The following is a 16,025-nucleotide window of genomic DNA, read 5'->3' on the forward strand; positions in this document are numbered from 1 at the left end:
TATATATGATTAATCATATACTGATATTTAAAGCATTAAACTAACATTGTATGATGTTGTTTAATGCTTTTTTAATTTCTAATAAGTTTAATATCACAAAGTTTTAACATTGCTGTGTACCGAATGACGGAATTTCCAAAAAATGGAACGCAAAATTAAGCTGTTTGGACAACCAATCATTTTTTGATATGGTTCACTAGTGCTTTTTCAGGATGCTTCAGTAGTTTACGAGATATAACTCTTTTTTATTTCAGAAAATTCTAACTATTGTTATAATATAAAGTACTTACTAATTAGATTATTTTAATGAGGAGGCATAGCATGGAAATGTCAGAAAGGCTAGCTTCAATTCCTGATAGTTACTTTGGCAAAACAATGGGCCAAAAAGTTGAACATGGTCCTTTACCACTTATAAATATGGCAGTTGGAATTCCAGATGGAGAAACGCCAAAAGGTATTATCAATCATTTTTCAGAGGCGCTATGTATTCCAGAAAATCAAAAGTATGGTCCATTCCACGGCAAAGATGCCTTTAAACAAGCGATTGTTAACTTCTATCAAAGACATTACGATGTTGAATTAGACAAAGAAAATGAAGTTTGTATTTTATATGGGACTAAAAATGGTCTTGTTGCATTACCTACTTGTGTTGTTAATCCTGGTGAAATCGTACTTTTACCAGATCCGGGATATACAGATTATTTAGCGGGGGTCATGTTAGCTGATGCTAAGCCACTCCCTTTAAAATTGTCGCCACCAAATTATTTGCCGAATTGGAATACTATAAATGCTAAAGTTCTTGAGAAGACTAAGCTAATTTATTTAACATATCCTAATAATCCTACCGGTTCGACAGCCACACAAGAAGTTTTTGATGAAGTGGTTCATCGCTTTAAAGGTACTCAAACAAAGATAGTTCATGACTTTGCATATAGTGCTTTTGGATTTGACGCCAAAAATCCAAGCATATTAGCTTCTAAAAATGCAAAAGATGTTGCTATCGAGATATTCTCTTTATCTAAAGGATATAATATGTCAGGCTTTCGTGTTGGTTTTGCTGTTGGTAATAAAAAAATGATTCAAGCGTTAAAGAAGTATCAAACTCATACAAATGCAGGTATGTTTGGAGCACTTCAAGATGCTGCTACATACGCACTCAATCATTATGATGAATTTTTAGAAAAGCAAAATGAAATATTTAGACGTAGACGTGATAATTTTGAATCACAACTACAACGTGCACATTTACCGTTTGTTCACTCTAAGGGAGGTATTTACATTTGGTTACATACACCTCCGGGTTATGATAGTGAAGCATTCGAACAGTTGTTATTAAAAGAAAAGTCAATTTTAGTTGCACCTGGTAAACCATTTGGTGAAAATGGTAATCAATATGTGAGGGTTTCATTGGCGCTCGATGATAAACAATTAGAAGAAGCGGCGAATCGCTTAGCACAGTTACGGTATTTGTATGAAAGATAAAGGAGTTATAAAATGACTAAAATTAAATTAATGGGTGTCAGACAAGAAGATGAACCTTACATTGAAATGTGGTCACAACAACATGAAGTGGAGGTGGAGATGTCGAAAGAACAGTTAACTGAAGACAATGTCCAATCTATTGAAGGATTTGATGGACTATCACTGTCTCAAACATTACCATTATCAGAAACAATTTATAATAAATTAAATCAACTTGGAATTCGGCAGATTGCTCAACGAAGTGCTGGATTTGATGGTTATGATTTAGAGTTAGCATCTAAATATGGTCTTATTATATCTAATGTGCCTTCCTATTCACCTCGAAGCATTGCTGAATTTACCGTGACTCAAGCCATCAATATTGTACGTCACTTTAATCATGTTCAAAGAAAAATGAGATTGCATGATTTTAGATGGGAGGCATCAATTTTATCTCAATCTATCAAAGATTTAAAGGTAGCGGTTATTGGCACGGGACATATTGGTGGCATTGTTGCACAAATATTCTCAGAAGGATATCTATGTGACGTTGTAGCGTATGATCCATTTCCAAGTGAACATGTGAAACCTTACGTTACCTATAAACAAAGTATAAATGAGGCTATTCAAGATGCAGATATCGTCACAATACATATGCCGTCAACACAGTATAACAACTACCTGTTTAATGAAAATATGTTTCAAATGTTTAAAAAGGGTGCTGTGTTTGTAAATTGTGCTAGAGGATCCTTAGTAGATACCAAGGCTTTGTTATCTGCAATAGATCAAGGTCAAATTAAAGGTGCGGCACTTGATACTTATGAATATGAGGTTGGCGTATATACGACAGATAGAAGTGAAGACGGTTTGAATGACCCACTTTTAGAGGAATTAATTACTAGAGAAGATATTATTGTTACACCGCACATAGCATTTTATACTGAAGCGGCAATCCAACATCTTATTTTTGATGCTTTAGATGCAACAATGGAAGTATTAAATACTGGCACGACGCAGTTAAGAGTAAATTAAAAAGCATAAAGGGAGCGAGAAGCATTCCCTTTATGCTTTTTTACATTAGAGATTATTTAACATCATAACCTTGTTCTTCAATTGCTTCTTTCATATTGTCAAATGTAACTTTTGAATCATTATACTCAACGCGTACATGATTTTCATCTAAATTTACTTCAGCACTTGATACGCCATTTAGTTTAGCTAGTGCCGATTCTACGGCGTTTCTACAATGTTCGCAACTCATACCTTCAACTTTTATGATTTTTTGTGTCATCATTATCACTCCTTTTTACTCCACATATTACATACTATCATAAAGCTCAAATGTAAATTTTTAAAGCTTTCTGTATAAATTATTTAGAAAGTAAATCATTTTGTAAGATATTTATCATCATTATATATATGCTATAGTTTCATTTTTTTCAGTCTTAATGCATTCGTAACTACGCTAACAGAACTTAATGCCATAGCAGCACCAGCAATCCAAGGTGCTAATAAACCACATGCAGCTATTGGGATGCCAGCTACGTTATATCCAAATGCCCAAAATAAATTTTGTCGAATATTTTTAATCGTAGCTTTACTTGCTTTGATAGCTTTTGGAACTAATAGCAAGTCACCACCAAGAATCGTAATATCTGCAGCTTCAATCGCTACCTCAGCTCCAGTGCCAATAGCCATTCCAATATCGGCTTTTACAAGTGCAGGTGCATCATTAATTCCATCGCCGACCATGGCAACCTGTTTACCTTTGTCTTGTAATAAAGAGATTTGATGTGCCTTTTCTTCGGGCAACACTTCTGCAATGACATGTTCAATGCCAACTTGTTTTGCGATGGTTTGAGCTGTTCGATTGTTATCGCCAGTCAGCATAACCACATCGATATTCATATTTCTAAGCTCTTTTATCGCTTGTTTAGCATCATTTTTTACTGTATCAGCAACAGCAATGATTCCATTAATTTGATGATCCACGGCAATCATCATTGCCGTTTGACCTAAATATTCATAGTGATTTAATTGATCATTTAATTTATTACTAATAGATATATTGTAATCATTCATTAATTTTCGATTGCCTACAAGGATTTGTTGTTGATGAATCGTAGCTTTAATGCCATGTCCGGGAACTGATTTAAAAGTGTCATTATCAAGTAAATTAAGGCCTTTATTTTTAGCATAAGTAACAATGGCATCAGCAAGAGGGTGTTCTGAAGCATTTTCAGCACTTGCTAAAAGTTGTAATGTATCATTGTCACCAACATAATCAGTTACTACAGGTTGCCCATTAGTAATTGTACCTGTTTTATCTAGCACGATTGTATCAACATAATGTGTGCGTTCTACAAATTGGCCTCCTTTGAATAATATGCCATTTTCTGCAGCGCGTCCCGTACCCACCATAATAGATGTAGGTGTTGCTAAACCAAGTGCACAGGGACAAGCAATAACTAAAACAGATATTGCTGAAACAAGTGCAGGTTCAAATTGTCCAGGGTGAACGAATATAATCCATATGATAAAAGTAATAACCGCAATGCTAACCACAATCGGAACAAAATATCCAGAAATAATATCAGCTAAGCGTTGAATCGGTGCTTTAGAGCTTTGAGCATCCTCAACCACTTTAATTATATGTGATAATGCAGTATCACCACCTACTTGAGTTGCTTCAATCATGATTGAACCATTTTTATTCATGGTAGATCCAATCACTGAATCGCCACTACTTTTTTCAACAGGTATAGACTCACCAGTTAGCATGGATTCGTCAATGGAAGTATCTCCTTTAGTGACTTTGCCATCTACAGGTATCTTTTCGCCGGGTTTAATTAGTAAAATATCACCGACTTTAACTTTATCAAGTGGAAGCATAATTTCTTTATTTTCTTTAATTACACGTGCTTCTTTTGCTTGTAAATTTAACAATTCGCTTAATGCATTGGTAGTCTGTGATTTGGCACGTGCTTCTAAATATTTACCAAGAAGAATTAACGTAATTAAAATAGCACTTGTTTCAAAATACAAATGTGGGTGATGTGTTTGATGTGTGAGCCACATTATCATTTCGTAAATGCTATAAAAATATGCGGCACTGGTACCAACAGCAACCAATACATCCATGTTAGCTGAACCATTTCGCAAATTTTTATACGCGCCAACGTAAAATTGCCAACCAATAATAAATTGGACAGGTGTCGAAAGAATTAATTGTACCCAAGGGTTGACCAAAATGGATGGAATGGAAATAGGTGAGATATGCACCACCATTACTAGTAATAGTGGCAACGATAAAATAGCTGAAATGATTAATTTATTGCGTTTATGTTTTAACTCTTGTTTTTTACGATTTGATTGCGCTTTTGATGAAGTTTTAGTTTCAGCATCGTATCCAATATTTTGAATACGTTTAATTAATGCTTCCGTGTTCGTAGCGCTAGGGTAATATTTGATGTGTGCTTGTTCAGTAGTTAAATTTACTGTTGCCTGTTGTACACCTTGCGTTTGATTCAGAACCTTTTCTATACGATTAGAACATGCAGCACATGTCATACCATTTATATTTAATTCTACTTGCTCAACAGCAACATCATAGCCGAGACTTTGAATTTGCTCTACAAAATCTTCGAGATGATAATCGTCAGACTCATAGTCGATAGTTGCTTTCTCAGTAGTCAGATTCACTTTAGCTTGAACATGATTCATACGATTCAATTTCTTTTCAATGCGATTTGAGCACGCAGCACATGTCATACCAATAATATCCAAAGTCAACGTTGTATTCGCCATCTAAATGCCTCCATTTCACATCTAATATACCCCCTATAGGTATACAAGTCAACTGCTTAGCTCTTATATATTATGGGATAGTATTATGTGTTACCTTTAAGAAAAATTAATCAATAAATCTATATAGGTATAAATAATTAATGGATAAAAATAACAAAATACATCGTTTAATTTATTAATAGGAAACAATGCATAACATCATGTTTTTATCTTTTTCTCAATTAGTATTGCATAAGTGTTAGAAAAAGTCAGAAGGATTTAGGTTTTCAAAATTAATATTATGATAATTATTGAAATGGTCAATTTTGATATCTTCAATCATTTTTCCACTTTTGATTTGTTCGAAATAATGATTTGCACAATGTATAACATCGTATTCATTGAACGTTTTGATTAAGCCGATGATTATTAATGATAATATAATTCCCTTAAGTATTTTTCTCATAGGATACAACTCCTTTATTGAATTATATATGAGTGTACATTTTTTTATGATGATAAACATGCGTCTATAGAATGGATATTGACTCATTCCTTAGTTTGATTAAGCAATAGCATATTAGATTTTCTAATATAATTGCTGTACGTGTTTGATGATAAAACCTTATGGGAATTTAAATGTAAAACATAAATTGAGGTGATGAGAAGTGGATTTATTAAAATTTCACAACAAAATCAAAGGATATACTCAAAATAGACAACCAGGTATTGAAGCGGATATGGAACCTAAACCCATTGCAGAATTAGAAGAATATAAAGCAGCAGGAAAGTTAGAGAATAAAGTTGCTCTAATAACAGGTGGAGATTCAGGTATTGGACGTGCGGTAGCAATACTATATGCTAAAGAAGGGGCAAATGTTGCTATTGGTTATTATGACGAACATCAAGATGCCGAAGACATAGTTAATCGACTTCAAGAAATTGGTGTAAAAGCTAAAGCTTATGCCCATGACTTAAAAGATGAAAAGCAATCTCAAAAGTTAATCAAAGACGTCATAAATGACTTCGGTGGTTCAAATATATTAGTAAATAATGGTGGCGTACAATTTCCACGCGATCATTTTGAAGATATCACTCCACAACAAGTGAAAGAAAGTTTTATGACGAATATTTTTGGCATGATGTTTTTATCCCAGGCAGCAGTACCTTACCTATCTGAAGGAGATACAATTATTAACACTACAAGTGTTACAGCATATAGAGGATCGGGACATCTCATTGATTATTCAGCTACAAAAGGTGCCATAGTATCGTTTACTCGTTCTCTTGCTACTACTTTAATGGAAAAGGGAATTCGGGTTAACGCCGTTGCGCCCGGCCCAATCTATTCACCTTTAATTCCTGCGACATTTGATGAAGAGAAAGTAGAACATCAAGGTGGCGAAACGCCGATGGGCCGTCGTGGACAACCAGCAGAACTTGCACCTTCTTATGTCTTCTTAGCAACACATGCAGATAGTTCCTATATTACTGGTCAAGTCATTCATGTCAATGGTGGCGATTTTATCACATCTTAACAAAATTAATAGCACTACTTGGAACTGATGTTTGGCATTCTAAGTAGTGCTAAATCTTTAAGAGAAGATTAGTTGAAATTAAACGACTTTATAGATGTAATATGACGAGGAGATGGGTGAAAAGAATATCATTTTGATAGACTTGATTCTATTAGATGTCTATACAATAATCGAATAAATGTTTATGTGTATTGAAAGTGAACATAAGAATAAGTCCATGTAGCGATTAATTTTAAAAAAATCTTCCATGAAAAGTATAAGTTAAATGAGATGTCTAAACATAGGTAATGTTTAAAACTGTAAATTTATTTATAGAAAACGAAAATTTTACGGTTTGAAAAGTCACTCATTTTAAAATGAAAGCGTTTGCAAATATGTGAGCTTACATAGTAAAATAAGACAAAGGTTATGGCGAAGAAAAGTCTTTAAAATAAAAGAAGATGACTAGTCATACCTTTATGCACAAAGGATGGTAGAAATGATAAATTCATAGGGGGTAATTAATAATGGTAGTACCTTTCAAAAATGAACCTGGTATTGACTTTTCAGTACAGGCAAATGTTGAGCGTTTTAATGAAGAATTAAGGAAAGTAAAAGCGCAACTAGGACAAGATATACCACTTGTGATTAACGGTGAAAAACTTACTAAAACCGATACTTTTAATTCAGTGAATCCTGCGAATACATCACAGCTCATTGCGAAAGTGTCTAAAGCAACGCAAGATGATGTTGAAAAAGCCTTCGAATCAGCAAATCATGCGTATCAATCATGGAAGAAGTGGTCGCATAAGGACCGTGCAGAATTATTGTTACGTGTAGCAGCAATTATCCGTCGTCGAAAAGAAGAAATTTCCGCTATTATGGTTTATGAAGCTGGCAAGCCTTGGGATGAAGCAGTTGGAGATGCGGCTGAGGGTATCGATTTTATAGAATATTATGCAAGATCAATGATGGAACTTGCAGATGGTAAACCAGTATTAGACAGAGAGGGTGAACATAATCGTTATTTTTATAAGCCTATTGGTACAGGAGTGACAATTCCACCATGGAATTTTCCATTTGCAATTATGGCTGGGACAACTTTAGCTCCTGTTGTTGCAGGTAACACTGTATTATTAAAGCCTGCTGAGGATACAGTTTTGACTGCTTATAAATTAATGGAGATATTAGAAGAAGCAGGTTTACCACAAGGTGTTGTAAATTTTGTTCCTGGTGATCCAAAAGAAATTGGAGATTATTTAGTCGACCATAAAGAGACACATTTTGTCACATTTACAGGATCCCGGGCTACAGGCACACGTATTTATGAACGTAGTGCTGTAGTGCAAGAAGGACAACAGTTTTTAAAACGTGTTATTGCAGAGATGGGTGGCAAAGATGCGATAGTTGTAGATAATAATGTAGATACTGATTTAGCAGCTGAAGCAATTGTTACATCTGCTTTTGGTTTCTCTGGTCAAAAATGCTCTGCGTGTTCTCGTGCCATAGTCCATCAAGACGTGCATGATGAAATATTGGAAAAAGCAATTCAATTAACTCAAAAATTAACTTTAGGTAATACTGAACAGAACACATTTATGGGGCCGGTAATTAATCAAAAACAATTTGATAAAATTAAAAATTATATTGAAATTGGTAAAAAAGAAGGCAAACTAGAGACTGGCGGCGGAACAGATGATTCTACCGGTTATTTCGTTGAACCAACAATTTTCTCCGGACTACAATCTGCGGATCGTATTATGCAAGAAGAAATTTTTGGACCAGTCGTAGGATTTGTTAAGGTCAAGGATTTTGATGAGGCTATCGAAGTAGCAAATGATACTGACTATGGTTTGACAGGCGCCGTAATTACTAATCGTCGTGAACATTGGATTAAGGCTGTGAATGAATTTGATGTAGGTAACCTTTACTTGAATAGAGGCTGTACAGCTGCAGTAGTGGGTTATCATCCATTTGGAGGATTCAAGATGTCTGGTACAGATGCTAAAACAGGAAGTCCAGATTACTTGCTTAATTTCTTAGAACAAAAAGTTGTTTCCGAAATGTTTTAATTTATATATATAATATGTCGTTGTAATGTGCGTGAATGAGGGAAGATGACTTATAACCACTTTACAACGACTTTTTAGTTTAGAAAGGAAATAATTATTGCAATTGATAGAAGAATGTTTAGTCATATATTAAAAATAATATTTTCATCAATACTAACTATATGAATAAACGTTTAAAATAATGTATTGTTCACAAAAAAGACACACATTCTGTTAATTGGTTATTGTAAAAAAGTAGTTTAAAGCATATTCTGTTGTTAAATGATAATGATAATGATTATTAATTAGAAAGTGTGAACAATATGATTAGTGTAAACAATGGGGTAAAAAATAAAAAATATAGAGTGAAACATATAGGGATTTCAAATAAAAATATGTTGTATCGCTTAGGAGCATTAGGCTTAAATATTGGAAGTGAAATTAGCATCAAACAGAAATGTTTACTCAACGGTCCTAGCGTTGTTGAAGTAAATGGTCAATATTTAAGTTTACGACAACGTGATGCGCGACTCATAACATTAGAGGAGTAGTTATAATGACTCAAAGCTACTGTATTCTTGGAAACCCTAATGTAGGCAAAACATCATTATTTAATGCGTTAACCGGTTCTTATGAATATATAGGTAACTGGAGTGGCGTAACCGTTGAAAAGAAAGTAGGAAAATTGAAAGATAATGTAGGTGATTTAGTTGATTTACCAGGCATTTATGATTTATCACCTATTTCTAAAGATGAGACGGTTGTCACAGATTATTTAATGTCAACATCGTTCACAGGAATGATTAACATTATTGACGCATGTCAGCTTAAAAGAAATCTTAATCTTACTATACAGTTGATGGAACTCAACAAACCTATGATTATTGGTTTAAATATGATAGATGTTGCAACACAAAGAGGTATTAAAATTAACTATCAGGCATTGATGAGAAAATTAAAAATACCGGTATTTCCAATTGTTGCAAGAAAGGCAAAGGGGACACATAATCTTTTAGGAGAGCTTAATTATTTAGAACCACATCAACGTCGTGCATTTAAGATTAATTATGGAACTGAAATTGAAACTGCAATTCAACAAATTTGTTCAATTATCAAACAAGATAATATGTATCCAACTGAACGTTTACGTTTTATAGCCATACAGTATTTAATAGACAATGTTCAAATTTATCAAGAACTCGACGCCATGACTTTAGAACAGTTAGAGCCCATTAAGCGAGGGTTGAGTAACGCGACAGAACAATCAACACGACAAAGAATTGAAGCTGTGCGAAATGATTACATTAATCAGCTATTGGAAGATATCGTAGAATATCCCGAAGAGGATAAACAATTCTTTACTTCAAAAGTGGATCGATTATTATTAAATAGATATCTAGGTATACCTATATTTTTAGGCATTATGTGGCTTATTTTTCAAACAACCTTTACATGGATAGGAACACCATTATCTGATCAATTAGACGCTTTTATAAGTGGTCCTTTATCAGAATGGATTAAATCTGTTATGAATACATTACATATTACGTCGTTTCTTCAAGATCTTATTACAGATGGAATTATCGCTGGTGTGGGTTCTGTATTGGTATTTGTACCACAAATTGTTGTGTTATTTTTCTTTATTTCTTTATTAGAAGATTCAGGTTATATGGCAAGAATAGCTGTATTAATGGATAAAACAATGGAATCTATAGGTTTAAGTGGAAAATCATTTATTCCTATGATTATTGGATTTGGATGCAATGTACCAAGTATTATGGCAGCAAGAAGTATAGAGAATGAGAAAGAACGTTTGATTACAATATTGGTTGCACCCTTCATGTCATGTTCAGCACGTTTACCGGTTTATGCACTTTTTGTAGGAGCATTTTTTTCAGCACATCAATCACTAGTTGTATTAAGCTTATATATTTTAGGTATAGTTGTCGCTTTACTAGTAAGTACGTTATTGAATAAATTGATATTAAAAGATAATCAGTCTGTTTTTATTGTGGAGTTACCGACATACCGTTTTCCATCATTTAAAACACTTTGGCGCAGTACTTGGGAAAAAGCAAAAGGTTTTGTCAAAAAAGCAGGTACCTTTATTTTTGGTGGTTCAGTCGTTATTTGGACACTTACATACATCGGTCCGCACGGTGTTAATGTGCCAATTAATCAAAGTTTTATGCACATGATTGGTCAAGGGTTTGCGAATTTAATTGCACCTTTAGGATTTGGCTCTTGGCAGGCAGGAGCGACTTTAATACCCGGCTTTCTTGCTAAAGAAGTGATTATCAGTTCTATGGCTATTTTATACTCCTCTAGCGAAAGTGGTTTAACACAAGTCATTCAACATCAATTCACCCCACTCTCAGCTTATGCATTCATGATTTTTATTTTACTTTACGTTCCTTGTATCTCAACAGTCGCAACGATTCGTAAAGAGACAAGTTCTTGGAAATGGACATTATTAGCGGTTGTTTATCCAATAGTAACAGCATATATATTAACGTTCATATTTTATCAAGTTAGTCAATTACTTATATAAAGGATGAATTCGTCATGTTTATTTTAGTCAATACAATATTGTTCATAGCGATTTTTGGTTATACAGCAATGACATTAGTAAAATTCTTTAAACGTTCAAAAGAAGGTGATTGTGGTGGGTGTAAATCTAATTGCAAATGCGATACGAATCCTTCACCTCATAAAAATAAATTAAATATTCCACATATTAAGTCATAGATAATTACAATAACAAACCTCTTTCATTCGGAAATGTATTTACGAATGAAAGAGGTTATTTGTATTGATAAAATTTTGACATGTTACCTCCGTACAATAATGATTAAAAGTTTTAAAAAGTGATATACTACATGTAAAATGTATGTATATAAGTCAATTACTAATTGGGAGGAATAAATGTATGAAGGGTAGCAAAAAATTAAATGAATTACTAGAAGATAATCATAAGAAACTAAAAAAATTATTTAAGTATGATCATAAAAAGGCATTGGCGTTTACACCAGAGGATAGAGAAAAAGTTAAGGATAAGTTTGGTGTCTATGTGATTTTCGATGAGGAAAAACCAGTGTTTGTAGGTCAAACTGGAGGATACTCATCCACACATCAACCTATTAATAGTGATTTGTATACAAAATTAGGACAATACAATTCACATTCAGAAACAGGTACGACTAAATTTAGAAAAGCTTTTGCTCAAAATAAAGACTTAAATCAAAACCATTTAAAAGACATTACTGCAGATAATTACGGCTTCACTTTCCAATATATAAAAGTAAAAGACGAACCTGCGTTCATTAATGTTTTAGAAATTCTAGCATTAGAATATGCAAAAAATAAGGGGTATGAACTTTATAATTTTCAATAAATACAATGACATCTAATCAAAAGGTTGATTTGGACTTTAAATTCTAAATCTTGACGAGTCTGGAACGTAAAACAAAGTTCCAGACTTTCTTAAAGTATGGACTGTCAATAATTGACTTAATATAAAGATAATGACATTTTTCAATTTTAGTTATCGTTGTTGGTGTATCATATTTTATTCAAGTGTTTATCCAATTTCATAAATATAGCAATTATCTATATTATAAAATGATGTTCAGGATAGAATGCGTTAGTTTATAAGGATATGACTAGAATGATATACACACTTAAGGAGTTGGTGAAATATGTATCAGTCAATGTATGACTCGCCCGTCGGCTTATTGCAATTAATTACAAACGATGGCATCTCGTTGTCACATGTCTTATATCCCAATCAACATTTGAAAGGAATTAAAACAAAGGATACTTTAGATATTTTTAAAGATACTAAAGCATGGTTAAGAGAGTATTTTAAAGGGAATTATCCTGAGATAAAAGTACCGTTAGCACCAAAAGGCACTGATTTTCAACAGAAGGTATGGAATGAACTTCAGACAATTCGTTATAGAGAACTTAAAACATATGGAGAGATTGCTAAAACAATAGGTCGAGCAATGAATAAACCAGCAATGTCAGCTCAGGCTGTAGGAGGTGCTGTTGGGAGTAATCCTATTTCTATACTTATACCATGTCATCGAGTGGTTGGTAAGGATGGAAATTTAACAGGATATGGAGGTACTTTAGATAACAAAATAAAATTATTAAAATTGGAAGAAATAGATATGACACATTTATATAGACCTAAAAAAAACAACGAAACCTTGAGATACGTCATTATATAGAATTGCTTTAGTTATTTGTTAATGTTGATCTATGGATAGGGTTCGTTTTTTATCTATGAATAGTAGATAAAGAGTATATAAATAGTAGAGGTCTATACTAGATGAAATTGTATTATCGTGGGATTAAAAAAGCCCCTAAAAACAGCTATATGACGTTGTTTTTAGGGGTAAATATGAACAGCAAGTTTGATTATTTCATATTAAAAAATTAAAAGAGCAAAAGAATTGAGTTTAGATTATTCTGCTATATGGTATTCGCGAATATTGTTATCAATAGATTTTAAATAGAAAATGTCACGATCTTCATTTGATTTTTCAAGTTCATGATTCAATTCTAAGTGATCGAAGCGCTCAAAGAAATGTTCATATTCATCAACAGAAACCTCTATTCTATTATTTAATAAAGATTTGTGGCGCTCAACATCTAATTGTTCCTTGAACCCATCTACTAATGTTCCACTAAAGAACTCGCCTACAGAACCAGAACCATAACTAAAGAGACCAATCGTTTGTCCGCCTTTTAAATCACGTGTTTCTAATAAAGAGATGAGACTTAAATATAAGGACCCTGTGTAAATATTACCGACATAACGATTATAATCAACTGCATTTTGGTAACTAGAGTTAAGGCGTTCTTGTGTAGTTTCATCGGCATGATTAATAATAGAATCTAAAGCTTTTTGTCCCATTTTGGTGAATGGTACATGGAAACATAGTGAAGCGAAATCAGCGAGTGTTTTATTATGGCGGCGTGCATATTCATTCCAACTTTCTTGGAATGACTTGATATAGGCATCTTTCGACAATGCACCAGCAACTAAGGGATATTGATGACCCGTTGGACGCCAGAAATCATAAACGTCTTCAGTATATGCTACGGCATCATCATTAAGTTTTAAAATACTTGGGTTATGTGAAATCATCATTGCAACTGCACCGGCACCTTGAGTAGGCTCACCACCAGAACGAATACCATAACGAGCTGTATCACTGGCAATGACAAGAACCTTTTCGTTAGGGCGTTGAGCTAGATAATCTTTGGCAAGTTGGATTGCAGGTGTTGCTGCATAACAAGCCTCTTTCATTTCAAAGCATCTTGCAAAGGGTTGAATACCTAAAAGATGGTGAATTTGAACGGCTGCTGCTTTAGCGTTATCAATCGCAGACTCAGTTGCTACTATAACCATACCAATATTCTTTCTATCTTCTTCTGTTATAATATCTTTAGCAGCATTGGCTCCCATAGATACGATATCTTGGTTCACTGGGCTCACAGCCATTTCAGTTTGACCGATTCCAATTAAAAATTTATTAGGATCGACTTGGCGCGCTTCTGCAAGTTTAGCCATGTCTACATAATATTTGGGTACATAAAAACTTATTTTATCTATACCTATATTCATAAGGTGTGACATCCTTTCTTTTTTTAGAAGTAGCACTAGTATCATACCAAAGAAAATTCTTTTTATACAATGAAATATAACAGACATGACCAGGAATATATAATAAATTTGTAAGCGCTTTACAACAATTGTAAAAAGTTTAGAATTATTTTTGTGCAAGACAATGTTGGCAGTTGATATTTAAAGAGAAGTATAAATGATTACATCACTACATTAATATAAAGATATTTTAAAGGAGTATATGAATGAAAAGTTTAGATAAAGGATTTAGACATTTAACACGAAAAGATAAATTAAAAGAACTTGTTGAATACGGTTGGCTAGAGGATGAAAACTATGAAATATTACTTAATTATCCGTTAATTAATGAGGAAGTCGCTAACAGTTTAATTGAAAATGTCATTGGTCAAGGTGCACTACCAGTAGGATTATTACCTCAAATTATAGTTGATGGTAAAGAATATGTAGTACCTATGATGGTAGAGGAACCGTCAGTCGTAGCAGCAGCAAGTTATGGTGCAAAACTCGTTAATCAAAGTGGAGGATTTAAGACGATTTCAAGTGAACGTCTAATGATTGGACAAATTGTCTTTGATGATGTAGATGACACAGGCTCATTAGCTAACTCAATATATCAAATTGAATCACAAATTCATCAAATTGCTGATGAGGCTTACCCTTCTATTAAAGCAAGAGGTGGAGGATATCAACGTATTGAAATAGATACATTTCCTGATCAACAATTATTATCTTTAAAGGTTTTTGTTGATACTAAAGATGCTATGGGTGCCAATATGTTAAATACGATATTAGAAGCAATCACTGCACATCTTAAAGTTAAATTTTCAAATCAAAATGTTTTAATGAGCATTTTATCTAATCATGCGACAGCATCAGTAGTAAAAGTACAAGGAGAAATAGATATTGAAGATTTACATAGAGGAGAGAGAAGTGGCGAAGTGGTAGCGCAACGTATGGAACGAGCGTCGGTTCTTGCACAAGTAGATATACATCGTGCTGCAACACATAACAAAGGTGTGATGAATGGTATACATGCTGTAGTATTGGCTACAGGCAATGATACAAGAGGCGTTGAGGCAAGTGCTCATGCATATGCAAGCAAAGATGGTCATTATAGAGGGATAGCTACTTGGGAATATGATCGCTCACGTAATAAATTGGTTGGAACTATTGAAGTTCCTATGACTTTAGCTACAGTAGGTGGAGGTACGAAAGTTTTACCTATTGCTAAAGCCTCTTTAGATTTGCTCAATGTTGAAAATGCACAGGAACTAGGGCAAGTTGTTGCTGCTGTTGGATTAGCACAAAATTTCTCCGCATGTAGAGCGCTAGTGTCTGAGGGGATACAACAAGGACATATGAGTTTACAATATAAATCATTAGCGATTGTTGTAGGTGCAAAAGGTGAAGAAATTGCGCAAGTAGCTGAAGCGCTCAAATATGAATCACAAGCTAATACTGCTAAAGCTCAAGAAATCTTGATGAATATAAGAGAATCATAATTAAAAAGCCGTCAAACGGGTATATCTTGATATATAGCTTTAAGGATAT

General features: G+C 33.6%; 14 protein-coding genes. 10 read left to right on the forward strand and 4 right to left on the reverse strand.

Features of this window, described 5'->3' with window-relative positions; genetic code table 11:
* Positions 1-321 precede the first annotated feature (321 nt).
* A complete protein-coding gene (locus tag ACVBFA_RS02665) occupies positions 322-1,482 on the forward strand; it encodes an aminotransferase class I/II-fold pyridoxal phosphate-dependent enzyme (RefSeq protein ID WP_447158774.1) in 1,161 nt (386 codons plus the stop codon).
* A 12-nt stretch (positions 1,483-1,494) separates the two neighbouring features.
* A complete protein-coding gene (locus ACVBFA_RS02670; RefSeq protein ID WP_002501408.1) occupies positions 1,495-2,493 on the forward strand; it encodes a D-lactate dehydrogenase in 999 nt (332 codons plus the stop codon).
* Between the two features lie 52 nt (positions 2,494-2,545).
* Here ACVBFA_RS02670 and copZ read toward each other — a convergent pair whose 3' ends face one another.
* From copZ to ACVBFA_RS02685, 3 genes are all read right to left on the reverse strand, one after another.
* Positions 2,546-2,752, reverse strand: a complete 207-nt coding sequence (copZ, locus tag ACVBFA_RS02675) for a copper chaperone CopZ (protein WP_002476992.1) — start codon at positions 2,750-2,752, stop codon at positions 2,546-2,548.
* A gap of 131 nt (positions 2,753-2,883) precedes the next feature.
* Complete coding sequence (locus ACVBFA_RS02680) at positions 2,884-5,268, reverse strand: heavy metal translocating P-type ATPase (RefSeq protein ID WP_020363914.1); 2,385 nt, start codon at positions 5,266-5,268, stop codon at positions 2,884-2,886.
* 238 nt (positions 5,269-5,506) lie between these two features.
* Positions 5,507-5,713 carry a hypothetical protein gene (locus ACVBFA_RS02685; RefSeq protein WP_002447074.1) on the reverse strand — a complete coding sequence of 69 codons (207 nt, stop codon included), beginning with the start codon at positions 5,711-5,713 and terminating at the stop codon, positions 5,507-5,509.
* A gap of 202 nt (positions 5,714-5,915) precedes the next feature.
* Here ACVBFA_RS02685 and ACVBFA_RS02690 point away from each other — a divergent pair, with 202 nt between their 5' ends.
* From ACVBFA_RS02690 to ACVBFA_RS02720, 7 genes are all read left to right on the forward strand, one after another.
* On the forward strand, positions 5,916-6,785 hold the full coding sequence (locus ACVBFA_RS02690; protein WP_126122580.1) for an SDR family oxidoreductase: 870 nt from the start codon (positions 5,916-5,918) through the stop codon (positions 6,783-6,785).
* Positions 6,786-7,291: 506 nt separating this feature from the next.
* Positions 7,292-8,836: an L-glutamate gamma-semialdehyde dehydrogenase gene (pruA, locus tag ACVBFA_RS02695; protein ID WP_002475786.1), complete on the forward strand. Its 1,545-nt coding sequence runs from the start codon at positions 7,292-7,294 to the stop codon at positions 8,834-8,836.
* A gap of 302 nt (positions 8,837-9,138) precedes the next feature.
* Positions 9,139-9,366 carry a FeoA family protein gene (locus ACVBFA_RS02700; protein ID WP_002447077.1) on the forward strand — a complete coding sequence of 76 codons (228 nt, stop codon included), beginning with the start codon at positions 9,139-9,141 and terminating at the stop codon, positions 9,364-9,366.
* A gap of 5 nt (positions 9,367-9,371) precedes the next feature.
* The gene (gene feoB, locus ACVBFA_RS02705; protein ID WP_002475792.1) at positions 9,372-11,366 is read left to right on the forward strand and encodes a ferrous iron transport protein B; all 1,995 of its coding nucleotides are present in this window, start codon (positions 9,372-9,374) and stop codon (positions 11,364-11,366) included.
* 14 nt (positions 11,367-11,380) lie between these two features.
* On the forward strand, positions 11,381-11,563 hold the full coding sequence (locus ACVBFA_RS02710; protein WP_002447079.1) for a FeoB-associated Cys-rich membrane protein: 183 nt from the start codon (positions 11,381-11,383) through the stop codon (positions 11,561-11,563).
* Positions 11,564-11,744: 181 nt separating this feature from the next.
* Complete coding sequence (locus tag ACVBFA_RS02715) at positions 11,745-12,209, forward strand: hypothetical protein (protein ID WP_002475791.1); 465 nt, start codon at positions 11,745-11,747, stop codon at positions 12,207-12,209.
* A 304-nt stretch (positions 12,210-12,513) separates the two neighbouring features.
* Positions 12,514-13,050, forward strand: a complete 537-nt coding sequence (locus tag ACVBFA_RS02720) for a methylated-DNA--[protein]-cysteine S-methyltransferase (RefSeq protein ID WP_070845745.1) — start codon at positions 12,514-12,516, stop codon at positions 13,048-13,050.
* 236 nt (positions 13,051-13,286) lie between these two features.
* Here ACVBFA_RS02720 and ACVBFA_RS02725 read toward each other — a convergent pair whose 3' ends face one another.
* The gene (locus ACVBFA_RS02725) at positions 13,287-14,453 is read right to left on the reverse strand and encodes a hydroxymethylglutaryl-CoA synthase (protein WP_001832323.1); all 1,167 of its coding nucleotides are present in this window, start codon (positions 14,451-14,453) and stop codon (positions 13,287-13,289) included.
* Between the two features lie 245 nt (positions 14,454-14,698).
* On the opposite strand from ACVBFA_RS02725, the gene ACVBFA_RS02730 reads away from it, so the two are divergent.
* Positions 14,699-15,976, forward strand: a complete 1,278-nt coding sequence (locus tag ACVBFA_RS02730) for a hydroxymethylglutaryl-CoA reductase, degradative (RefSeq protein WP_001832354.1) — start codon at positions 14,699-14,701, stop codon at positions 15,974-15,976.
* Positions 15,977-16,025 lie beyond the last annotated feature (49 nt).

This window comes from Staphylococcus sp. MSU001, assembly GCF_052976705.1.